This is a genomic window from Streptomyces cyaneus, assembly GCF_004028635.1.
Classification (GTDB): Bacteria; Actinomycetota; Actinomycetes; order Streptomycetales; family Streptomycetaceae; genus Streptomyces; species Streptomyces cyaneus.
The window spans coordinates 230551-251805 of the sequence record NZ_RQJW01000009.1 but is presented as its reverse complement, the minus strand read 5'-3'; the positions used below and the strand labels follow the sequence as shown (position 1 = coordinate 251805).

Annotated in this window: 20 protein-coding genes; 11 read left to right on the top strand and 9 right to left on the bottom strand. The window is 71.0% G+C overall.

Features of this window, described 5'->3' with window-relative positions:
• Positions 1–21: 21 nt before the first annotated feature.
• Positions 22–831, bottom strand: coding sequence for a nuclease-related domain-containing protein (locus tag EHO50_RS31530; protein ID WP_128434636.1), 810 nt, complete (start codon positions 829–831; stop codon positions 22–24).
• A 111-nt stretch (positions 832–942) separates the two neighbouring features.
• On the opposite strand from EHO50_RS31530, the gene EHO50_RS31525 reads away from it, so the two are divergent.
• The 6 genes from EHO50_RS31525 (at position 943) to EHO50_RS31500 (ending at position 7263) form a co-directional block, all read left to right on the top strand.
• The gene (locus EHO50_RS31525) at positions 943–1449 is read left to right on the top strand and encodes a protein-tyrosine phosphatase family protein (protein WP_128434635.1); all 507 of its coding nucleotides are present in this window, start codon (positions 943–945) and stop codon (positions 1447–1449) included.
• Positions 1450–1542: 93 nt separating this feature from the next.
• Positions 1543–2322 carry a hypothetical protein gene (locus EHO50_RS31520; protein ID WP_128434634.1) on the top strand — a complete coding sequence of 260 codons (780 nt, stop codon included), beginning with the start codon at positions 1543–1545 and terminating at the stop codon, positions 2320–2322.
• Positions 2319–3554 carry a sensor histidine kinase gene (locus EHO50_RS31515; RefSeq protein WP_128434633.1) on the top strand — a complete coding sequence of 412 codons (1236 nt, stop codon included), beginning with the start codon at positions 2319–2321 and terminating at the stop codon, positions 3552–3554. Before EHO50_RS31520 ends, EHO50_RS31515 begins: the two co-directional genes overlap by 4 nt.
• 215 nt (positions 3555–3769) lie before the next feature.
• Complete coding sequence (locus EHO50_RS31510) at positions 3770–4321, top strand: SH3 domain-containing protein (RefSeq protein WP_128434632.1); 552 nt, start codon at positions 3770–3772, stop codon at positions 4319–4321.
• 43 nt (positions 4322–4364) lie between these two features.
• Entirely contained in the window at positions 4365–5756 is a 1392-nt protein-coding gene (locus EHO50_RS31505; RefSeq protein WP_128434631.1) for an FtsW/RodA/SpoVE family cell cycle protein, read from the top strand.
• Between the two features lie 31 nt (positions 5757–5787).
• Positions 5788–7263, top strand: a complete 1476-nt coding sequence (locus tag EHO50_RS31500; RefSeq protein WP_128434630.1) for a penicillin-binding transpeptidase domain-containing protein — start codon at positions 5788–5790, stop codon at positions 7261–7263.
• Here EHO50_RS31500 and EHO50_RS31495 read toward each other — a convergent pair.
• Positions 7240–9207 carry a sensor histidine kinase gene (locus EHO50_RS31495; RefSeq protein ID WP_128434629.1) on the bottom strand — a complete coding sequence of 656 codons (1968 nt, stop codon included), beginning with the start codon at positions 9205–9207 and terminating at the stop codon, positions 7240–7242. The two genes, EHO50_RS31500 and EHO50_RS31495, sit on opposite strands and share 24 nt — an antisense overlap.
• A gap of 167 nt (positions 9208–9374) precedes the next feature.
• Here EHO50_RS31495 and EHO50_RS31490 point away from each other — a divergent pair, with 167 nt between their 5' ends.
• On the top strand, positions 9375–9896 hold the full coding sequence (locus tag EHO50_RS31490; protein ID WP_128434628.1) for a DUF3291 domain-containing protein: 522 nt from the start codon (positions 9375–9377) through the stop codon (positions 9894–9896).
• Here the strand turns inward: EHO50_RS31490 and EHO50_RS31485 are convergent.
• Positions 9841–10476 carry a Uma2 family endonuclease gene (locus EHO50_RS31485; RefSeq protein ID WP_128434627.1) on the bottom strand — a complete coding sequence of 212 codons (636 nt, stop codon included), beginning with the start codon at positions 10474–10476 and terminating at the stop codon, positions 9841–9843. The genes EHO50_RS31490 and EHO50_RS31485 overlap by 56 nt on opposite strands.
• Before the next feature lie 80 nt (positions 10477–10556).
• Positions 10557–11669: a ferritin-like domain-containing protein gene (locus EHO50_RS31480; RefSeq protein WP_128434626.1), complete on the bottom strand. Its 1113-nt coding sequence runs from the start codon at positions 11667–11669 to the stop codon at positions 10557–10559.
• A gap of 126 nt (positions 11670–11795) precedes the next feature.
• Here EHO50_RS31480 and EHO50_RS31475 point away from each other — a divergent pair, with 126 nt between their 5' ends.
• The 4 genes from EHO50_RS31475 (at position 11796) to EHO50_RS31460 (ending at position 15126) form a co-directional block, all read left to right on the top strand.
• The gene (locus EHO50_RS31475; RefSeq protein WP_128434625.1) at positions 11796–12734 is read left to right on the top strand and encodes an AurF N-oxygenase family protein; all 939 of its coding nucleotides are present in this window, start codon (positions 11796–11798) and stop codon (positions 12732–12734) included.
• Between the two features lie 158 nt (positions 12735–12892).
• A complete protein-coding gene (locus EHO50_RS31470) occupies positions 12893–13540 on the top strand; it encodes a TetR/AcrR family transcriptional regulator (protein ID WP_128434624.1) in 648 nt (215 codons plus the stop codon).
• Between the two features lie 10 nt (positions 13541–13550).
• Positions 13551–13853 (top strand): hypothetical protein, encoded by a 303-nt coding sequence (locus tag EHO50_RS31465; protein ID WP_128434623.1) that lies wholly within the window; start codon positions 13551–13553, stop codon positions 13851–13853.
• Between the two features lie 103 nt (positions 13854–13956).
• Entirely contained in the window at positions 13957–15126 is a 1170-nt protein-coding gene (locus EHO50_RS31460; RefSeq protein ID WP_128434622.1) for a C40 family peptidase, read from the top strand.
• Here EHO50_RS31460 and EHO50_RS31455 read toward each other — a convergent pair.
• From EHO50_RS31455 to EHO50_RS31435, 5 genes are read right to left on the bottom strand one after another with little or no spacing between them, the layout of a single operon-like run.
• Positions 15044–16297 carry a styrene monooxygenase/indole monooxygenase family protein gene (locus tag EHO50_RS31455; protein WP_128434621.1) on the bottom strand — a complete coding sequence of 418 codons (1254 nt, stop codon included), beginning with the start codon at positions 16295–16297 and terminating at the stop codon, positions 15044–15046. The genes EHO50_RS31460 and EHO50_RS31455 overlap by 83 nt on opposite strands.
• Before the next feature lie 30 nt (positions 16298–16327).
• Entirely contained in the window at positions 16328–16978 is a 651-nt protein-coding gene (locus tag EHO50_RS31450; protein WP_128434620.1) for a GTP-binding protein, read from the bottom strand.
• On the bottom strand, positions 16959–17387 hold the full coding sequence (locus EHO50_RS31445; RefSeq protein ID WP_128434619.1) for a DUF742 domain-containing protein: 429 nt from the start codon (positions 17385–17387) through the stop codon (positions 16959–16961). Before EHO50_RS31445 ends, EHO50_RS31450 begins: the two co-directional genes overlap by 20 nt.
• Positions 17384–17887, bottom strand: coding sequence for a roadblock/LC7 domain-containing protein (locus EHO50_RS31440; protein ID WP_128434618.1), 504 nt, complete (start codon positions 17885–17887; stop codon positions 17384–17386). The genes EHO50_RS31445 and EHO50_RS31440 overlap by 4 nt, the downstream gene beginning before the upstream one ends.
• Positions 17884–20889 (bottom strand): sensor histidine kinase, encoded by a 3006-nt coding sequence (locus EHO50_RS31435; protein WP_246101603.1) that lies wholly within the window; start codon positions 20887–20889, stop codon positions 17884–17886. Before EHO50_RS31435 ends, EHO50_RS31440 begins: the two co-directional genes overlap by 4 nt.
• Between the last annotated feature and the right edge of the window lie 366 nt (positions 20890–21255).

Here is a 21255-nt window from a genome sequence, read left to right as displayed (position 1 = left end):
AACCGGGCCAACCCGAACCGTTCAGCCGGGGGCACCCCACACCCGCCGGTCCCGAGCCATCGCATGCAGCGCCTCCACATCCGCCGGCTTCAGCAGCCCGCCCAGCCGGGCCAGCCCCTCCACCTCCGTGTCCCTGAGGACCCGGACCCCCCGCAACGGCCCGGGAATCGCCACGTCGGCCGGGCCGACCAGCACGAGGACCGGGCGGACCTCGGCGGTCAGGGCGTAAGAGGCCCGGTCGGCGTCGGCGCGGACGCGGCGCAGCAGGGGGTACGGTTCGCGGCGCCCGAGGGAGACCATCGGGTCGGCGACGGTCACCTTCTGCTTACGGGCGTACAGGCTGTGCAGCACGAACAGCCCACCGGGGCCGATCACGAGGTGGTGGATGCGGTCACCGCCGGGAAGCGGGACGGAGTGCAGCGCGTGCCAGCCCGCACGGTCCATCCGGTCCAGCGCCTGGCCGACCGTCTGCTCCGCCGTCAGCGCAAGACGCCGCGGGTCGGGGCGGCGCAGCCGGCGGGAGGGCGCCGGATCCCGGTCGAGGGAGACCAGGAGCGCCTCGCCGGGGCGGTTGGGCGCCAGGTCGTCGTCCGGGTGCAGGGTCAGCCGGGCCAGCTCGGCAGGCGTGGGGACCGGCGGCGGGCCCACCGTCACCGGTCCGGTGACGAAGGGGCCGAGCGCCTCCAGCACATCCTCCCTGCGATCCTCGCTGAGCAGGTTGATCCTGGCAGCCTCACGGTCGTACCAGGCGAGGTTTTGCCCGTCCGTGCGGCAGACGTAGAGCCGTTCCTGGCCGTGCCGCCAGGTCGGTATGACGCGCAGTCCATTCATGCACCATCACCCCACGACCATGGGAACAGGCGGGGTGCTGCGGGGGCAAGAACCCGGTTACCTTTGAGCGGAGTTGGGCAGACCGCCCTAGGGGTGGTTGGGGAGGCGCCGTTGCGTACCCGCAGGAAGCAACCCGACGTACCGGCTCCGGACAGCCCGTGGAGCGAGATCGTGCCCGGCCTGTGGATGGGCGGGCACGAGTTCCGGGGCTCGTCGGGACAACTGGAGTTCGCCGTCGTACAGGACGAGTTCGATCTCGTACAGACTCTTCTGCGCCTGCCCGGGCACGGGCCCGACCCCGGTGTCGAGCACCATGTGTGGCCGATCCCCGACGGGCCGCTGGACGGAACCCAGCTCGCCGGGGTGATACGGCTGGCGGAGGCGGCGTGCGAGGCGCTGGACGAAGGCCGCAGGGTCCTCGTTCGCTGTTACCACGGGTACAACCGCTCGGGGCTCGTCATCGCGCACGCCCTGGCCCGCCGGAGCCACTCCGCCGAGCAGGCGATCCGGCTGATACGCTCCCGCCGCTCTCCGTGGGCCCTGCACAACGACCTGTTCGTCGACTACCTCCGGGCCGGCCTGCCGACCGCCCGGCTCCTCGAGGAACTCGCCGAGTAACCGTTTCGCCCGTCCGCCCACCGGGTGCGCAAAAAGGACTTCCGTACGAATAGGGTGTACGGGCCTACGACCTTCCCCAGCCCCAGGAGAACCGTGCCTCGCATCCGCCCCACGCGCACCGTCGCGCTCAGTGCCCTTGTCGCACTGCTGCTGGCGGCGGCGACGGCCTGCGGTGACGCCGGGGGGCTCCAGGGCGCGGGCCCGACCGAGACCGCGGTCAGCCCGGACAAGCTCTGGCCGCAGCTGACGCCGGCGTCCAGCCCCGCCTACGAGATCGGCGAGGTGAACAGGGAGGTCGTGAAGGGCGTCACCGTCCCGGGCGGCGACATCCGCGACGTGGACCCGGTGGCGGTCGTACGCAAGGAGATCGCCGAGAGTCCGGGCGACTTCGACGGCAAGGACGCGTCGTACGGGCAGACCGGCCGTCTGATGACCGAGTGCGCCAAGGGCGCCGGGCACGGCAGGTGCCCGGTGCTCCAGCCGTACTACCGGGATCTGACCGGCGACGGGCACCCCGAGCTGACGCTGGGCTTTCGGCTGATGCCCGGCAAGACCACCGCGGTGCGCGTCTACACCGTCGAGAAGCACAGGCTCGTGCAGGTGATGACGTGGGACGACGCCATCAGCGGCGTCGAGCTGGCCGGACGGTCGGTGATCCTGCGCTCGCCGTCCGAGGTCGCCGGGTACGAGTACCGGCTGCAGTGGACCTGGGACGCGGACCAGAAGGCGATGCTGCTCACGCACGACGAGATGCTGCGCACCGGTCCGCGCAAGAAGACGCCCCACCCGTCGCCCTCACGCTCCGCCTCGCCCTCGCCCTCACATTCCGCCTCGCCTTCCCGGTCCGCCTCCTCCTCGGCGAGCACCCCATGAGGCTCGCGCTCCCCCAGTGGGCCGGCACGCTCGCCGTGAAGGCCGCCGTCTTCATCACGGTGATGTGCTGCGCGCTCGCGGCACTGCTCGGCATCCTCGTGCACGTCTCGGTGACGAACCAGACCGTCGGCCAGGCCCGCGACCTCGCACTGTCCCGGCTGGAGGACGCGACGACGGCGTTCGAGGCCGGGGACCCGCTCGGGCACGGCATCCGTCTGGATCCGCCGGAGCTGCCGGAGTCCCTGCGGGAGCTGGCGGTGGCCGGGGAGCGCGGCACGATGGTCGCCGACCACTACGGGCGCCCCACGATGTGGGCGGCGGGGCCGGTCGACGGCGAGCGCGCCCTCGCGGTCGAGGTCGACTACTCGCAGCAGGCGCGCACCATCGAAGGGCTGGACCGGGCGATCCTGTGGTCGTCGGGGCTGGCGATCGGGGCGACGCTGCTGGTGGGCGCGTTCGCGGTGACCCGGGTGACCCGGCGGCTGCACGCCACGGCCCGGGTGGCCCGGCGGATCAGCGGCGGCGACCTGGACGCACGGGTCGACGATCCCCGTACGAAGGACGCGACCAGGCCGCAGGACGAGGTGGCCGCCGTCGCCGCCGCCCTCGACTCCATGGCGTCGTCGCTGCAGAGCAAGCTGCTGTCCGAGCAGCGGTTCACGGCGGACGTGGCGCACGAGCTGCGCACGCCGTTGACCGGGCTACACGCGGCGGCCGAGCTGCTGCCGCCGGGGCGGCCGACGGAGCTGGTGCAGGACCGGGTGGCCGCGTTGCGCACGCTGACCGAGGATCTGCTGGAGATTTCGCGGCTGGACACCGGGCGTGAGCGGCTGGAGTCGGACACCGAGCCGCTCGCGGCGCTGGCGGAGCGGGTGGTGCGCGGGTCCGGGACCGACACGGAGGTCGTCGTCGTACGGGACGCCGTGGTGGAGACCGATCGGCGGCGGCTGGAGCGGGTGCTGGGGAATCTGGTGGCGAACGCGCACAAGCACGGGCGGGGGCCGGTGTCCCTGACCGTGGACGGGCCGGTGGTCACCGTGCGGGATCACGGTGAGGGCTACCCGGAGTATCTCCTCGCGCATGGGCCGCAGCGGTTCCGCACGGAGGGCGGATCCAAGGGGCACGGGCTGGGGCTGACCATCGCGTTGGGGCAGGCGGAGGTGCTGGGCGCGCGGCTGACATTCGCCAACGCGGTGGACGGCGGGGCCGTGGCCCAGCTGACGCTCCGCTAGGGAGTCCGGCGACTGAGAGCTCGGGTCCACCGGGTGTTTGCCGGCTGCGGGTTGTGGGGGCTTGTCGCGCCCACGCGGCGGAGCCGCATATCGACGCTGCCCCGCGCCCCTTCGGGGCGCTGCGCTCCTATGGCCCAGCGTGGCGCGCGGCCTTACTGATGCGCTCCTAATGTGGCGGTTAGTCAGGTTCGTCACCCCTCTCCTGGAGGTACCCCATGGCCCTGCGGTCCCGCCTCGCCATATCCATAGCCGCCGGCGCTCTCGCCATCGCGGCTGCCGCCACGCCTGCCGTCGCCGACGACGACTGGGGGACCGAGGGGAACTCCAGCGAGTCCCAGGAGGACTGGAGTGGGCCCCAGGGCGACTCCGAGGGGGACTGGGGCGGATCCGGGGGCGACGGGGGCGGAGTACAGGGCGGTGACGGGGGCGGAGGTCAGGGCGGTGACGGGGGCGGCATCCAGGGCGGCGACGGCGGCGGAGGCCAGGGCGGCGACGGGGGCGGGGGCCGTGGCGACTGGGGCAACGACGGGCGTCGGTTCGCCCTGGGGCGCGTCACCGCGAACACCCTGCTGTTGCGCAGTGCACCCAACCGACGCAGCCAGGTGATCCGGGTCGTCCACCGGGGCGACATCGTCAGGATCTTCTGCAAGACGCCGGGCCAGCGGGTCCAGGGCAACCCCCTGTGGTACCTGCTCGCGGACGGCACCTGGGCCTGGGGAGCGGCCCGGTTCATCGACAACGTCGGGCCCGCGCCGCGCTGGTGCTGAGCCGTAAGGCACACAAGACGGACTATTTGGGTAAGTTCCGGGCATGACCAAGGCCGGAACCACCGGAACCACCCTGGTGGCAGCGGACGCGCCCGCTCCCGCCGTACCGCTCCCCCGGCGCCGTGGCATCGAACTGGCCCTGATCGTCGTGGCCGTCCTGCTCTCCGTGTACGGCTACTGCGCGGTCGGCCTCGCCAAGAACGGCACCGTCCCGCCCGGTGCCGCCGGTTACGGCGCCGGGCTCGGCGTGCTCGCGTTGGTCGCCCATCTGGCGGTGCGCCTGCGCGCCCCCTGCGCCGACCCGCTGCTGCTGCCGATCGGCGTGCTGCTCAACGGCCTCGGCCTGGTCCTGATCTACCGGCTCGACCTGGAGACACCGGGCGACCACGCGGCACCCACCCAACTCGTGTGGTCCACGCTGGGGGTGGCGCTGTTCATCGTGGTCGTGCTCGTGCTGCGCGACCATCGGGTGCTCCAGCGCTACTCGTACGTCTGTGTCGTCGCCGCGCTCGTGCTGCTGACCCTGCCGATCTTCTTCCCGTCCGTGAACGGCGCCCGTATCTGGATCCGGATCGCCGGGTTCTCCATCCAGCCCGGCGAGTTCGCGAAGGTGCTGCTCGCGGTGTTCTTCGCGGCGTATCTGGCCGCCAACCGCAGTGCGCTGGCGTACACGGGCCGTCGTGTCCTCGGGATGGACCGGCTGCAACTGCCCACCGGGCGCGTCCTCGGCCCGATCGTCGCCATCTGGCTGCTGAGCGTGGGTGTACTCGTCCTCGAACGCGACCTGGGCACGTCACTGCTGTTCTTCGGCCTGTTCGTGGTCCTGCTGTACGTCGCCACCGGCCGCACCGGCTGGATCGCGCTCGGCCTGCTGCTCGCGGCGCTCGGCGCGGTGGCCGTCGGCCAGCTGGAGCCGCATGTGCACAGCAGGGTCGAGGACTGGCAGCATCCGTTCGCGTCGATCGACGCGGGCCAGGGCCCCAACCAGTTGTCCCAGTCGCTGTTCGCCTTCGCGGCGGGCGGTGTGCTCGGCACGGGACTGGGCCTCGGCCACTCGATCCTGATCGGCTTCGCGGCCAAGTCGGACTTCATCCTGGCGACGGCCGGGGAGGAGCTGGGCCTGGCGGGACTGTCGGCGATCTTCCTCCTCTACGGCCTGCTGGTGGAGCGCGGCTACCGGGCGGGCCTCGCCCTGCGGGACCCCTTCGGCCGGCTGCTCGCGGTGGGGCTCGCCTCGATCGTGGCGCTCCAGGTGTTCGTGATCGCGGGCGGGGTGACGGGCCTGATCCCGCTGACGGGCATGGCGATGCCGTTCCTGGCGCAGGGCGGCTCGTCGGTGGTCACCAACTGGGCGATGGTGGCGCTGCTGATCCGGGTGAGCGACAGGTCACGCAGCCGGCTCGGCGTCCCCAAGGGCGAGGAGGCCGCCGTATGACGGGACCCGACGAGCGTGCGGAGGCCGCCCGATGACCCGGTACATCCGCCATGCCGCGTTCTTCTGCGCCCTGCTGCTGATCGCGCTGCTGGTGAACGCCACCCACCTACAGGTCTTCGAGGCCCCCTCCTACGGCGACAACATCGCCAACCGCCGCACCACCATCGCCCGTTACGGACAGCCGCGCGGCGACATCCTGGTCGGCCGCGAACCGGTCACCGGATCCCACGACACCGGCGAGCACCTCCGCTACGAGCGGACGTACACCAACGGCCCGATGTACGCCCCCGTCACCGGCTACGCCTCCCAGGTCTACGGCACGACGCTTCTGGAGCACACCGAGGACGGCGTCCTGTCCGGCACGGACCCGCTGCTGTCGCCGTTCCCGCTGTGGAACGACCTGGCCCGCGACCGGAACCCCGGCGGCGACGTGGTCACCACCCTGCACCGGGGCGCGCAGGAGGCGGCGTACGAGGGGCTGGCCGGCCGCAAGGGCGCGGTGGCGGCGATCGAACCGGCGACCGGGCGGATCCTGGCCCTCGTGTCCGCCCCGTCGTACGACCCGTCCGTGCTGTCGGGGAACGGCTCGTCCGTGGCCCGGTCCTGGAAGTCGCTGAACGGCGACGCGGACAAGCCGATGCTGAACCGGGCGGTGCGCAAGACGTATCCGCCGGGCTCGACCTTCAAGGTGGTGACGGCGGCGGCGGCGTTGGACGCGGGCGTGGTCGAGGACCTGGACGAGCCGACCGACTCCCCGGATCCCTACCGCCTCCCGGGCACCAGGACCAGGCTGACGAACGAGTCCGAGGGCTGCGAGGACGTTCCGCTGCGGAAAGCGTTCGAGTGGTCGTGCAACACGGTGTTCGCCAAGCTGGGGGTGCGGGTGGGGGCGCGGCGGATGGCGGCGACGGCCGGGGCGTTCGGCTTCAACGACGCGGACGTGAGGATCCCGTTCTCGGTGGCGGAGTCCACCTTCGACCCGAAGGTGGACCGGGCGCAGCTCGCCCTGTCGTCGATCGGCCAGTACAACACGCGGGCCACTCCGCTGCAGATGGCGATGGTCGCGGCGGCCGTGGCGAACGGCGGGCAGGTGCGCTCGCCCTATCTGGTGGAGCGCACGACCCGGGCGAGCGGTTCCACGGTCGCGACGGCCGGGTCGCGGCCGACGCGGGAGGCCATGCGCCCGTCGACCGCCCGCCTGCTGAAGGAGCTGATGGCGGACGCGGTGCGCGAGGGCACCGGCACCAACGCCTGGATCCCCGGCGCGACGGTCGGCGGCAAGACCGGCACGGCCCAGCACGGCCTCGGCAACTCCGGGACGCCGTACGCCTGGTTCGTCTCCTGGGCGCAGGGCGACCGCGACCTGGAGCCCAAGGTCGCGGTCGCGGTGGTCGTGGAGGACGCCGACGCGGACCGGGGTGAGATCAGCGGGGGCGGTGACGCGGCGCCGATCGCGCGGGCGGTGATGGAGGCGGTACTGAAGTCAACCTCGCATGACGGCGGTTGACGTCGGCTCCTGGATCAGGACGGCGGGCAGGGCGACGTACGCGGTGACGCCCGTGCCCTGGGTGGGGCGGAGCTCGACATGGGCGCCGAGGCGGGCGGCGAGGGCGCCGACGACGTGGTGGCCGAGGAACCTGGTCGGGGCGGTGTGCAGGGAGTCGCCCTTGCCGGACAGTACGGCGTTGGACTCGGCCATGCGCTGCGGGGTCATCCCGATCCCGCGGTCCACGACGGCCAGGCAGTACTCGGTACCGTCCCGCCAGCCGTAGACCTCGACGGGCTGCTTGGGCGGGCTGAACATCAGCGCGTTCTCCACCAACTCGGCGAGGAGATGGGACAGTTCGGCGACGCAGTGGCCGCGGACACCGCACTGCTGGATGTCCACCGCCGCCACCCTGCGGTACTGCTCGACCTCCGACACGGCCGACCGCACCACGTCGGCGACGGCGACGGTGCCCTTCCAGGACCGGGCCGGCGATTCCTCACCGGCGAGCACCAGCAGGGACTCGGCGTTGCGGCGCATGCGCGTGGCCAGGTGGTCGAGTTCGAAGAGCTCGGCGAGGGCGTCCGGGTCGAGTTCCTGGCTCTCCAGGGTGGTGATCAGACCGAGCTGCCGGTTGAGCAGGCTCTGGTTGCGGCGGCCGAGGCTGGCCAGGGACTCGGTGCTGGTGCGGCGCAGGACGGCCTGCTGGGCGGCGAGTCCGACGGCGGTGTCCTCGACGTTGCGCAGGGCGGCGGCCAGCCGGCTGATCTCCCGTGCGCCTCCCGGTGTTTCGGGCCGCGCGAACTCCGGCGCGGGCGGGGCGTCGGGGTCGGCCTCCTGGATCCGCCGGACGGCCTCGGGCAGCCGGCTCCCGGCAACGGCGTCCGCCTCGTCGGCGAGGGCGCCCAGCGGCCGGGTGATGGAGCGGGCCGAGAAGACGGCGAGCGCGACGGCCACGCCGAGGATCAGCGCCCCGAGGGCGAGGAACCCACCGAGCTGACGCGTGGCGGCGGAACCGGCCTCGGCGGCCCGCTCCCGCACGTCGTCCCCGACGGCCCGCTGCACTCCGTGCAGATCGTCGACGAGGGTCGTCATGTCGGCCCACCAGCGGCCGGGGGCGACGGAGAGCGCGGAGCCGTCGGCCCCCCGCTCGGCCCGAGCCTCGTACCCGACGACCCGGCGCGCGGCAGCCGTACCGAAGGCATGGTCGAGCGCGGACTCCTCATCTCCCCCCGCGAGTTGCCGGAACTGCCCCAGCGCGGCCACCCGGGTGGCCCGGACCTCGGTGAAGCCGAGGTATTCACCGGAACGGAACCGCCCGGCCGCGAACACCCCGTTGAGGGAGCCTCGTTCGAGAGCGACGGCCTCGGTGGCCCGCGCGAGCGCCTGGAGCGCCTGCACGCCCTGCGCGATACGCCGGTCACCGTCCGGGGCGCCGGCCGACTCGGCGTCGATGAGGGCCGTGACGGCCTTGGTGTACGTCCGCAGGGTGGCGGCACGGTCGGCGGTACCGGCGTCGACGTCCTCGCGAGTCGCGGTGAGGGCGGCGAGGGGAACGTCGGCGGCCCGCAGCGCGGAGACGGCGGCGCCGGGCAGCGCACCGCTCTCCTCGTCGACCGCGCCGCGCAGGGCGTCCCGTGCCTCGTCGGTGCGGCCGCGCTGCGCGGCGACGTCGTCGCGGTACTCCTCCTCACCCCCCAACAGCCCGTTGGTCAGCCCGCGTTCGCGCTGCACTTCCCTGACGAGCTCTTGGGCCCGCAACAGCACCCCGACATGCGCCTCGGTCTCCTGGGCGGCGGACCAGTCGGCGGCCCGGTCGGCGACGCCGAGCCCGATGAGAGCGAGCAGCAGACAGGTCGGAACGGCCAGCACGATGGCCATCCGGCCACGAATCGAGCTCCAGCCGGGAAGGGCGGCCGGGCGGCGGACGATGGAGCGGAGGGTGGTCAGTACATTCCCCGTCATGCCCCATGACGCTACGGGCGGGCCGGTCAGGGCACGGTTTCCCGTCCGTAAGACGCCGGTACACAGGTACTCACGCACGCGCCCTCCCGCCTGTGAAAGAGGGACATGTGCCCACGTACTGAGACGCCCTCTGGGCCTGCCGACGGGCCCGACCTATCGTTCGGTCCATGACGACATCAACCGCCCCGGAAGCCGCCTACGAACTCGCCCAGGTCAACATCGCGCGCCTCAAGGCCCCGCTGGACTCCCCGCAGTTGAAGGACTTCGTCGACAACCTCGACCCCGTGAACGCCGACGCGGAGGCCGCTGACGGCTTCGTGTGGCGGCTGAAGGGCGACTCCGGCGACGCGACGGATGTGAGCGTCTTCGGGGACGAGTGGCTGATCATCAACCTGACCATGTGGCGCGACACGGACGCCCTGACGGCGTACATGTACCAGGGCCGCCACCGCGAGATGCTGGCCCGCCGCCGCGAGTGGTTCGAGCGGGTGCAGGAGGCCATGACGACCCTGTGGTGGGTCCCCGCGGGCCACCGCCCGACGGTCGCGGAGGCGGAGGCGCGGTTGCTGCACCTGCGGGCGCAGGGACCCACGCCGTACGCCTTCACGCTGCGGACGTCGTTCCCGCCGAGGATCAGGCCTGTGGGTCCGGGTACTCCGAGGGAGGTGCGACCGGCGGTCGGCGGTTGATGGCGGTGAGCTCGATGGTGAGGGGGAACGGGACGGTCAGCTTCAGCCGGTCGTGGTGGATGCCGGTGATGGTGTACGTGTTCGTGGATCGATCGAGCTCGTAGGTGTAGACCACGGGCAGGCCCTTGCTCTCCTCCACGCGCCAGAAGTACGGAATGCCCGCTGCCGCGTATTTGCGGGGCTTGACCTCCCGATCGCGTTCCACGGAGTCCTCGGAGACGACTTCGATGGCGAGGACGACGGCATCGGAATGGTGCCAGGTCTGATGCGGTCCGGTATCGGCGTCCGCCCGGTACACCAGGACGTCAGGCTCGGGTCGGTTGCGTCGATCCAGCTTGACGCTGAACTCCCGGTCGACGTCGTACGCATCCGGCGCCTGACTGAGCAGGGCGTACTCCAGAAGCCGGATCGTGCGCAGGTGAAAGCGGGTCTGCGGACTCACGAAAACGAGACTCCCGTCGATCAGCTCCGTGTGCGGAGGAAGATTCGGGAGCCGGTCCAGGTCATCCGCCGTCCAGCCGCCCTCGGGCGGACGGGGCCACTCGTAGTCATCCAGCCCGTACTCGCGTGCGGCGCTCATGATTACTCCCATGGGGCGGAGTCTGCCTGGCACAGTCAGCGTACCCAGGACGAACAGCGATTCGCCGCCCCATCGAGTGATCAACCAGTGAGGCGTTGCCCCGCCTCGATCGCCTCCCCCACCTCCGCCACCCGCTCCCGCTCCTCCGCCGCGAAGCGCTCGGCGTCGAGCTTCTCGGCGATCTCCTCGTCCTGGGCCATCAGCAGGTCCAGATTCGAGTCCCCCAGCTCGAACACCCCCATGTCCACATAGGCCTGCTGCAGGCGCTCGCCCCACAGCCCGATGTCCTTCACACAGGGGACGATGCGGGAGAAGAGCAGTCGGCGGAACAGCTGCAGAAACTCGGACCGCTCGCTGAGCTGTTCCGCCTCGGCCTTCGGAATGCCGAAGTTCTCCAGGACCTCCACGCCCCGCAGCCGGTCGCGCATCAGATAGCAGCCCTCGATGACGAACTCCTCGCGTTCCCGGAGCTCGGCATCGGTGAGCTGCTTGTAGTAGTCCCTCAGCGCCATACGCCCGAAGGCCACGTGCCGAGCCTCGTCCTGCATCACATACGCCAGGATCTGCTTGGGCAGCGGCTTGTTGGTGGTGTCCCGGATCATGCCGAAGGCAGCAAGGGCGAGCCCCTCGATCAGCACCTGCATACCGAGGTACGGCATGTCCCAACGACTGTCACGCAGCGTGTCACCCAGCAACGACTGAAGGTTGTCGTTGATCGGATAGACCATCCCGATCTTCTCGTGCAGAAAGCGCCCGTAGATCTCGGCATGCCGCGCCTCGTCCATCGTCTGGGTCGCCGAGTAGAACTTCGCGTCCATGTCGGGCACCGACTCCACGATCCGCGCCGCACAGATCATCGCGCCCTGCTCACCGTGCAGAAACTGGCTGAACTGCCAGGAGGCGTAGTGCTTGCGCAGCTCGCCCCGCTCCCGCTCGTTCATCTTCGCCCAGTACGGCGTCCCGTACAGCGCCATCGCCTCTTCCGGCGTACCGAGCGCGTCGTACGGATCGACCTCCAGGTCCCAGTCGATCCTCAGCTGCCCGTCCCACTGCTTGTCCTTGCCCTTCTGGTACAGGGCCAGCAGCCGTTCGCGGCCGTCGTCGTACTCCCAGCTGAAACGGGCCGCGCCGCTCGCCGGCACCTGCCAGATCGGTTCCCCCGGGTCGTTGGCATACACGTCGAATGTCGGCATGTCCGGCAGGCTCACACGTAGTAGACGCGGGGTCAACAAGTCTTGCGCAAGGGATTGACGACCTTGCTGACAAGCAGTCTCATAAGAGTCGCACGCCGTACCCCCCGGTAACGAGGTGAGGAACCGATGACGACCGTGACGGAAGCCGACGCGCTCGACGGACTGCGCGACGCACTCGGCCGGCTCAAGGACCGCGAACAGGTGGCCGAACGCCTCCTCGCCTCTTCCGCCAAGCACTCCTTCGACCCCGACAAGGAACTGGACTGGGACGCGCCGTTCGAGGACGGCAAGTGGTTCTGGCCGCCCGAGCTGCTCTCGCTCTACGACACCCCGATGTGGCAGCGGATGAGCGAAGAGCAGCGCCTACTGCTCTCCCGCCACGAGGCTGCCGCGCTCGCCTCCCTCGGGATCTGGTTCGAGCTCATCCTCATGCAACTCCTGGTCCGCCACGTCTACGACAAGTCCGCGACCAGCGCACACGTCCGCTATGCCCTCACCGAGATCGAGGACGAGTGCCGCCACTCCAAGATGTTCGCCCGCCTGATCTCCCACGGCGACACCCCCTGGTACCCGGTCAGCCGCACCCACCAGCACCTGGGCCGCCTCTTCAAGACGATCTCCACCACCCCCGGCTCCTTCACGGCGACCCTCCTCGGCGAGGAGGTCCTCGACTGGATGCAGCGGCTGACCTTCCCGGACGAGCGGGTGCAGCCCCTGATACGCGGCGTCACCCGCATCCATGTGGTCGAGGAGGCCCGCCACGTCCGCTACGCCCGCGAGGAACTCCGCCGCCAGATGGTGACGGCCCCGAAGTGGTCCCGGGAGTTCACCCGCATCACGTCCGGCGAGTTCGCCCGCATCTTCTCCGTGGCCTTCGTCAACCCCGAGGTCTACACGAACATAGGCCTGGACAAACGCGAGGCCATGGCCCAGGTGAAAGCCAGCGCCCACCGCAGGGAGATCATGCAGACAGGCGCCAAGAAGCTCACCGACTTCCTCGACGACATAGGCGTACTGCGCGGAGTGGGCCGACACCTGTGGAAGTCGTCGGGGCTGCTGGCGTAGGCCGGGGCGGCCGGGTTGGTCGGACAGCCGGCGTGAGTGGACGTGCCTGACGGGCGCGGGGCTCTGCCTATCTGCGGCTCCGCCGCGTGGGCGCGACCAGCCACGACGGACCGCGGCCAGGCGACCGCGCCCGCCCCTACGGCGACTACCCTGCACCCATGCCCCCCGCCGCCCCCGCCTACCGCCGCCTGAGCGTCGAGGAACGCCGCAGCCAGCTCCTCGACGCGGCGCTCACCCTCTTCGCACACCGAGCCCCCGAGGACGTGTCCCTGGACGACGTGGCAGAGGCGGCCGGCGTGTCGCGGCCCCTGGTGTACCGCTACTTCCCCGGCGGCAAGCAACAGCTCTACGAGGCCGCCCTGCGCTCCGCCGCCGAAGAGCTCCAGCGCTGCTTCGACGAACCCCCGAACGGCCCGCTCCTCCCCCGCCTCGCCCGCGCCCTCGACCGCTACCTCGCCTTCGTGGACGAGCACGACGCCGGGTTCAGCGCGCTGCTCCAGGGCGGCAGCGTCGTGGAGACATCCCGTACGACGGCCATAGTCGACGGAGTGCGCCGCGCCGCGGCCGAGCACATCCTCAGCCACCTGGAGGTCACCGACCCCGGCCTCCGCCTGCGCATGACCGTACGGATGTGGATCACCGCGGTGGAGGCGGCCTCCCTCATCTGGCTCGACGAGGACAAGCAGCCCCCCGTCGAGGAGCTTCGGGACTGGCTGGTCGACCAGTTCGTCGCCGTACTCTCCGTCACGGCGGACCGAGACCCGCAGACCGCGGCACTGACGCAGAAGCTGACGGCGGATAGCTGAGACTGGTGCCGTGAAGAGCGAAGAAACCCCTTTCGAGGGCGGCCCCATGGACGGCCGCGTACTGCCCGTGCTCCTGGGCATCACGGGCCACCCGCCCAAGACGTACCGCATTCCCGTCCCCGACCCGCAGGGCGGCCCGCCGACCGTCCTCGTCTACCACCGCGTGCCCCGCACCCCGGGCGCCCGCACCGGTCTTTCCCGACGCTGGAAGTACGAGTACGACCCCGAGGGAAAGCAGACCCGCCGCCTGAACTGGCCGTGGTCCAAGCCGGACGCCACGCCGCAGCGCAAGCCGGACGCCACGGACGAGTGACGCCACTGCGCCGAACCGCGCACACCCGCCGGGCAAACCCGTCGTCCCCGTCTAATCCTCACGGTGTGGAGCAGAGAGCCTCTCCGCAACCGGAGGTGATGACGTGTCAGGAAGACTTCTGCGTCTGGCATGCATGGCGGCGGCCACGGCGACAGCGACGACGGCCGCCACGCTCCTTTCGCCGGCACCACTCCTCTCACCGGCGCCCGCTGCGGCAGCCCCGGCGCCCGAACCTCAAGCGCGATCCACCGCCGGGCTCCTGACAGACCTTCAGCGCCTGTACCGCGAGGCCGAGCAGGCCACGGAGACCTACAACGCCACCGAGGAGAAGCTGAAGAAGCAGCGCACCGAGGTGACCCGCCTGGAAGCCGCCCTGGCCCGTGCCCGCCTCTCCTTGCACGACAGCCGAGGAGCGGCCGGCCGGCTGGCCCGCCAGCAGTACCAGAACACCACCGACATCTCCCCGTACGTCCGCCTGCTCCTGGCCCGCGACCCCCAGCACGCCCTGGACCAGGGCCATGTCATCGGCCGGCTGGCACGCGAGCGCGCCGAGACGGTCGGCCGCCTGACCGGCACGGAGAAGAAGGCCGACGAGCTGGCCCACCAGGCCCGCAAGGCCCTGGACGCCCAGCTCTCCCTGGCCGAACGCCAGAAGAAGGACCGGGACGCCGTACGAAAGCGCCTGAAGAAGGTGGAGGAGCTCCTCGCCTCCCTCACCGCCGCGCAGCTGACCGCCCTGGCCGAGTTCGAGAAGCAGGACACCGCCAAGGCCCAGCGGGCCTTCATGGCGTCCGGGGCCCTCGCCAAGGAGGACCACAAACCGTCTCCCGAGGCCAAACGGGCCATCCGCTACGCCAAGAAGCAGCTGGGAAAGCCGTACAAGTGGGGCGCGGAGGGCCCGAAGTCGTACGACTGCTCGGGCCTGACCTCAGAGGCGTGGGCCCACGCCGGCACCCCGATCCCCCGCACCAGCCAGGAGCAGTGGGCGCAGCTCGAGCGCATCCCGCTGACCGAACTGCGCCCGGGCGACCTGGTCGTCTACTTCCCGGACGCCACGCACGTGGCCCTGTACCTGGGCAAAGGCAAGGTGGTCCAGGCCCCGCGCACCGGCGAGAAGGTCAAGATCTCGCCGATCGCGTCCAACCCGGTCCTGGGAGCCGTACGCCCGCAGATCTCGAAGGACCCGGAGGTCAAGCCCCGGAAACCTCCGCGAGGTAAGCCCCGGTCTTCTCCGGCTCATAGAAGTAGTTCTCGAAGTCGGCCGGGTCGTTGAACCCATTGGCGAATCGATCCGCCACCGGCGGCAACTGACCCGCCGCCCCGATGAGGTTGAGGATGTGCTCCGGCGGCGGCGCCAGCATGGCGTTCGTCCACTTGGTCACGTGCTGGGCGGTGGCCCAGTACCGGTCGAAGGTGCTGCGCATCCACGCCTCGTCGAACTCCTTGTCGCCGTGCTCGACGATCGAGGCGAGGTAGGCGGCCGCGCACTTGGACGCGGAGTTGGAGCCCTGCCCGGTGATCGGGTCGTTCGCCACGACGACGTCCGCCACACCCAGCACGAGCCCGCCACCGGGCAGCCGTCCGATCGGATTGCGCACGGTCGGCGCGTACCGCCCGCTCAGCACACCGCCGGCGTCCGTGAGTTCGGCCTTGGTCGCCCGCGCGTACTCCCACGGGGTGTACTTCTCCATGAGTTCCAGGGTCAGGGAGAGGTGCTCCGCCGGGTCCTGCACGCCGTGGAAGGCGTCGAGCGGCCCGCCGGGTATGCCTTCCCAGAACAGGATGTCGGCGCGCCCGGAGGTCGTCAGGGTGGGCATGACGAACAGCTCGCCCACGCCGGGGACGAGGTTGCAGCGGACGGCTTCCGTGTCCGGGTGCTCCGGACGGGGGCCGAGTCCGTGGACGTACGACACGGCCAGCGCCCGCTGCGGCTCGCTGTACGGGGACCGCTCCGGGTCCCGCCCGAACATCTGGACGAGCTCGCCCTTGCCGGCCGACACCAGGACCAGGTCGTACGTACGGGAGAAGTAGTCGAGGTCGCCGACGGCCGCGCCATGGATGACCAGCTGGCCGCCGCGCTGTGCGAACGTCTCCATCCAGCCGGCCATCTTCACCCGCTGGTCGACCGACTGCGCGAACCCGTCGAGGTGGCCCAGCCAGTCGATCGCCCGCGCCGCCGGACCCTCGCCCCACGAGCCGGGGGCCGCCACCGAGACGCCGAGTCCTTCGATCTTCGGGGCCTGGGACTCCCAGAAGTTCAGCTGGAGATCGCGCTCGTGCTGCAGTGCCGTGTGGAACATGCACTGGGTGGACATGACCCGGCCGGAGCGGATCTCGTCCGCGGTCCGGTTGGACATCAGGGTGACCTCGTACCCGTGCGACTGGAGTCCGAGGGCGATCTGGAGTCCGGACTGGCCGGCTCCGACGACGAGTATCTTCCGCATGCGGGTGGTGTCTCCTACAGGGATCGGGGACTACTCGGGGGTGACGTCCAGGGCGTGGCCGACGAGGGACAGCAGAGTCTCGATCACCGAGATCCGCCGCCGCGCATCCATGATCATTACAGGTATGTGCGCGGGGATCGTCAACGCTTCCCGCACGTCCTCCGGCTCGAAGCGCTCACTGCCGTCGAAGTGGTTGACCGCGACGACGTACGGCAGCCCGCAGCTCTCGAAGTAGTCCAGTGCGGGAAAGCAGTCCCTCAGCCGCCGGGTGTCGGCCAGAACGACCGCGCCGATCGCGCCGCGCACCAGGTCGTCCCACATGAACCAGAACCGCTGCTGGCCCGGCGTGCCGAACAGATAGAGCACCAGGTCGTCGTCGAGCGTGATGCGGCCGAAGTCCATGGCCACGGTGGTGGTCAGCTTGCCGGGCGTCGAGGTGAGGTCGTCGGTCTCCTCGCTCGCCTCGGTCATCAACGCCTCGGTCTGCAGGGGCGTGATCTCCGAGACGGCGGTGACCAGCGTGGTCTTGCCGACGCCGAAGCCGCCGGCCACCACTATCTTCGTGGCGATCGGGGCTCGGGTGCGGTCCGTCTGCCAGGGTTGTTCGGGCCCGTCTTCGGCGAGGAACGAGTCGGGGCGGGGGGAGACACCGCGAGCGGCGTCAGAGACGACGGAGTCCACTCAGCACCCTTTCCAGCAGCGCCCGGTCCGGACGGCCGGTGCCATGACCGGTTCCGGTGCCGTACACACGGATCTTTCCCTGGTCCGCGAGGTCGCTGAGGAGCACGCGGACCACGCCGAGCGGCATCTTCAGCAGCGCGGCGATCTCGGCCACCGTGCGCATACGGCGGCACAGTTCGACGATGGCCCGCATCTCCGGCATGACCCGGGTGGTGAGGGAACCATTCGTCAGTTCCTTGCGCTCCTCGGCGGCGTCCAGCGCGGCGGTGCTGCTGACGAACGTCTCGACGAGGAGCACGTGGCCGAAGCGGGTACGGCCGCCGGTGAGCGAGTAGGGGCGCACGCGGGCGGGTTTGCGGTCGCCGCCGCGGACGGGGAGCTGGGGCCTGTTGTGCGGGGCGTTGCTCATCGGGTACTCCCTGCCGACGCGGCCTCCAGTGACTTCCGTAGCTCACTGCGGAGTTCGGGGGTGAGGACGTGGCCGGCGCGGCCGACGAAGAGCGCCATGTGGTAGGCCACCACGCTCATGTCGCAGTCCGCGGAGCCGTGCACGCCGAGCAGCGAGCCGTCGCTGATGGACATCACGAACAGGCTGCCCTCGTCCATCGCCACCATCGTGTGCTTCACGCCGCCGAACTGCATCAGCTTGGCGGCGCCGATGGTGAGGCTGCCGATGCCGGAGACGATGGTGGCGAGGTCGGCGGAGGATCCGCGGGGGCCGGTGGGTTTGTCGCTCCTGGCTTCCCGGGCCTGGGTGTTGCGGGAGTGGTCCGAGGAGAGCAGGAGCAGCCCGTCGGAGGAGACCACCGCGACTGACTGGATGCCCGGCACCTCCTCGACCAGATTCGTCAACAACCAGTGCAGGTTGCGGGCTTCACTGCTCAGTCCGAAGGTACTGGGCGCGGTCAACTGCTTGCCTCCTCGACTGTGCCCCCCGTGGCTGCTTCGGATTCACTGCTGGGTGTTTTGTGCTGGCCGGTCTGTTCGGCGATCTCTGCGTTTACGTCGCGGTAGCCGGCCTCCGCTCCTCTGCGGAAGCCACCCAGCCTTCTGCGGAGGGCTTCGGCGTCGACGCCGGTGGTCCGCTGGCGCGGGGCCTGGGCGGGGGCGGTGATCTTCGGGGTGCGTTTGGGGAGGCCCTTGTCTGTGAGCAGGTCCTCGGGCTCGTCCGGGACGCGTTCGTGTTCCGCCTCGGCTTCGCCTTCGGCGGGTTCGTTCCCACCCGCACCACCCGTGCGGGCATCGTCGTCGGGTGCGGGTGGCCCCTGTGGGGCGTCCTCGCCGTCGGCGGGCGCGGGGTCGTGTGTGGCGGGGGCGGGTTCGCCGGTGGCGGACGCGAGATCGGCCGCGGACATGAGATCGGCCACGGGATCGGTCGCGAACGCCGGGGCGCCGGTCGCAGGATCGGAGACGGACGCAGGATCGCCGGTCGCGGGATCGGACGCGGACGCAGGATCGCCGGTCGCGGGCTCCTCGGGCGTGGGATCCGGGAGCGGCTGGGCGGCGAAGGGCGGTTCGCCCGTTGGCTGGGCCGGGATCAGGAGTTCCATCGTGGTTTCGGCAGGGTGCTCGCGCTCCTGCTCGGCCTCCGGGGCACTCGGGGTAGCCGGGGGCCTCTGTGCCGTCTCCTGTACTGCCTTCTCCGCCAGCGCGACCAGCGGGTCGCCGTTCTTCGCGCGGCCGCGCAGGACGTTGGAGTTGGCCTCCGCGTCGGCGCCCGGCAGGGAGAAGGTGTGGGTGCCGGTGTGGTGCGGGGACTCCGCGGGGACCGCGGCCGAGGGGGCCGCCGCCAGCAGGCCCCTGGGCAGGACCGCGACCGCCGCGACCCCGCCCTGCTTCTGCTCGCGGAGCTGGACGCGGACGCCGTGGCGGTGGGCGAGGCGGGCGACGACGTAGAGGCCGAGGCCCAGACCGTCATCGCCCTCCTGGTCGTAGGTGGCCTCGGGGTCGAAGTCGGCGAGGCGGGAGTTGAGGCGGGTCAGACGATCGCTCGTCATCCCGATGCCCTCGTCGTGGACGGAGAGCATGACCTCGCCGTTCTCCAGCAGCCAGCCGGAGACCTCGACGGGCAGGTCGGGCGGGGAGAACGACGACGCGTTCTCCATCAGCTCGGCCAGGAGGTGGGAGAGGTCGTCGGCCGCGAAGCCCGCCACATGCGCGTGCGGCGGGAGCGCGGCGATGCGGACGCGCTCGTACCGTTCGATCTCGCTGACGGCCGCGCGGACGACGTCGACGAGCGGGACCGGCCCGGCGTGCTGCTGGACCTGCTCGGTGCCGGCCAGGACGAGGAGGTTCTCGCTGTGCCGGCGCATGACCGTGGCGAAGTGGTCCAGCTTGAAGAGCGTGGCGAGCCGCTCGGGGTCCTGCTCGCGCTCCTCCAGGCTCTCGATGACGGTGAGTTGGCGCTCTACGAGGCCGAGGGTGCGCAGGGCGAGGTTGACGAAGGTGGAGCCGATGGTGTCCCGCAGCCGCTCCAACTGGGCGGCGGAGTCGGCGAGTTCGGTACGCAGCTCCTCACGGGCGTCGGCCATCTTCTGGCGCTGCCCGACGAGGTGCTTGCGGTCGGACTCCAGGGTGGTGATGCGTTCGTGGAGGGCGACGGCGTGCGCGTGCAGGGCGTTGACGGAGTTGACGACCGAGGCGAACTCGTCCTTGCGGCCGGTGAACTTCACCGGCTCTTCGGCCGCCGGATCCTCGGCCTGGGCGAGCCGGGCGGAGCCGAGCCGCAGGACGGCGAGGGGCCGGGTGAGGCTGCGGGCCATGCCCGTGGCGACGCCCACGGCGAGCAGCATCAGCGCGCCGAGGATCGCGATACGGATCTCCAGCGCGGTGACGTCGTCGTCGCGGAGCTGCTCCAGGGTCTTGGTGCGGCGGTCGTAGAGGGCGGACTCCACGCCGCGCATCGCGTCGACGCGGGCGGAGAGGGCGGACTCGGCACGCCGGGTGTTGGTGGCCAGGTCCCGGTCGGAGAGCGTGGCCTGGTCGGTGAGGGCGGCGAGATAGCGCTCGGCGGTGGTGACCTCGGGGCCGGTGACCGTGGAGTCGTACGAGGTGCGCGCGCTCTTGGGAGCGGTGTCGCGGAAGTCGGTGAGGGCGGCGTCGGAACGCAGCCGGGCCTGCTGGGCGGCGGCGCTCAGGGCGGCTCGCTGCTTGGCGTCGGCGTCCGAGGAAGTCTTCTGGGTGCTCGCGAGGCCGGTGATCGGGTCGATGACGGTCTCGGTGGTGGTCGGCACGCTGAGCGCGGCGAGCAGCAGCCCGCGGGCGGCGGCGGCCTGCTGGACGGCGGAGTCCAGCTCGGCGAGGGCGTGGGCACCGGCGCCCGCGCGGGGCGGCATCTGCTCGGCCAGCTGCTCGGCGAGCCGGTGGAGTTCGGTGATGGTGACCGAGTAGGCCTCGTGGGCTTCCAGCGCGGTGCTCTTGCCGGTGAGCGCGGCCCTGCGCAGGGGCGCGATGGCGTCGAGGTCGCCGCGCAGCGCGGCGGGCGTGTCGGTGTCGGCGCGCAACTCCTCGACCTGCCGGTCGACGCGGACGCTGCGCTGCTCGCTGGGCGCCTTGGACTTGGGCCGTCCGGCGGCGATGTACGAGGTGACCTCGTCGCGCTCGTCGGCGAGGGAGTGGGCGAGGGTGAGCGCGTCCTCGGTCTGCTCGGCGAGGGTCACCAGCTGCTGGGAGTCGTGCAGTTGCCCGGAGGCGGCGACGACCGAGGGAACGCCGGCCCCGGCGATGGCGGCGGCCACCACGGCCACGGCGACGATCAGGCGGTTCCGTACGTGAGTCGGGCGCCCCTTGCCGGCGGGTGTGACGTCGGCTGTCGCGCCGTTCGCTGTGCCGTTCTTGGTGCCGGGCGTGGACTGCGCGCCCCCTGCGGAGGACGTCTGCTTGCCTGAGCGACGAGGCCGCATCTTCTGCACCGGTGCTCGCATTCCTGACTCGTGATACCCATGGGTCCGAGTGACGCTCCGTCAACTACTGCCGACTGTACGTACACTCGATGCGGTTCCCGACCCTCCCAGTGCCGGTGGGCAGCGGCCGCGCATCACCTGACCCGCCACCCGAAGGAGTGAACCCCGGAGGAGAGTTGGCGGGCAAGTTCCTCTGGCGTGCGCACACGCCTTGCACGGCGGGCCGGTTGGACGTCTGCGGCGGGCGATGGCAGTATTCGCCGCCACGCCTTCCCGGAGCGATGGATTCCACCCCAAATCAGGCGCGTGACCTGCGATGCCGCGCCCATTCGGCAACCGATGCGACCCCTTCGCGAACCTTGTGAAGGCCTCGTG

Excerpts from the sequence above, each read along its gene's own strand:
- EHO50_RS31530 (WP_128434636.1), bottom strand. The coding sequence starts at position 831 with ATGAATGGACTGCGCGTCATACCGACCTGGCGGCACGGCCAGGAACGG.
- EHO50_RS31515 (WP_128434633.1), top strand. The coding sequence starts at position 2,319 with ATGAGGCTCGCGCTCCCCCAGTGGGCCGGCACGCTCGCCGTGAAGGCC.
- EHO50_RS31510 (WP_128434632.1), top strand. The coding sequence starts at position 3,770 with ATGGCCCTGCGGTCCCGCCTCGCCATATCCATAGCCGCCGGCGCTCTC.
- EHO50_RS31505 (WP_128434631.1), top strand. The coding sequence starts at position 4,365 with ATGACCAAGGCCGGAACCACCGGAACCACCCTGGTGGCAGCGGACGCG.
- EHO50_RS31500 (WP_128434630.1), top strand. The coding sequence starts at position 5,788 with ATGACCCGGTACATCCGCCATGCCGCGTTCTTCTGCGCCCTGCTGCTG.
- EHO50_RS31495 (WP_128434629.1), bottom strand. The coding sequence starts at position 9,207 with ATGACGGGGAATGTACTGACCACCCTCCGCTCCATCGTCCGCCGCCCG.
- EHO50_RS31490 (WP_128434628.1), top strand. The coding sequence starts at position 9,375 with ATGACGACATCAACCGCCCCGGAAGCCGCCTACGAACTCGCCCAGGTC.
- EHO50_RS31485 (WP_128434627.1), bottom strand. The coding sequence starts at position 10,476 with ATGAGCGCCGCACGCGAGTACGGGCTGGATGACTACGAGTGGCCCCGT.
- EHO50_RS31480 (WP_128434626.1), bottom strand. The coding sequence starts at position 11,669 with ATGCCGACATTCGACGTGTATGCCAACGACCCGGGGGAACCGATCTGG.
- EHO50_RS31475 (WP_128434625.1), top strand. The coding sequence starts at position 11,796 with ATGACGACCGTGACGGAAGCCGACGCGCTCGACGGACTGCGCGACGCA.
- EHO50_RS31470 (WP_128434624.1), top strand. The coding sequence starts at position 12,893 with ATGCCCCCCGCCGCCCCCGCCTACCGCCGCCTGAGCGTCGAGGAACGC.
- EHO50_RS31455 (WP_128434621.1), bottom strand. The coding sequence starts at position 16,297 with ATGCGGAAGATACTCGTCGTCGGAGCCGGCCAGTCCGGACTCCAGATC.
- EHO50_RS31445 (WP_128434619.1), bottom strand. The coding sequence starts at position 17,387 with ATGAGCAACGCCCCGCACAACAGGCCCCAGCTCCCCGTCCGCGGCGGC.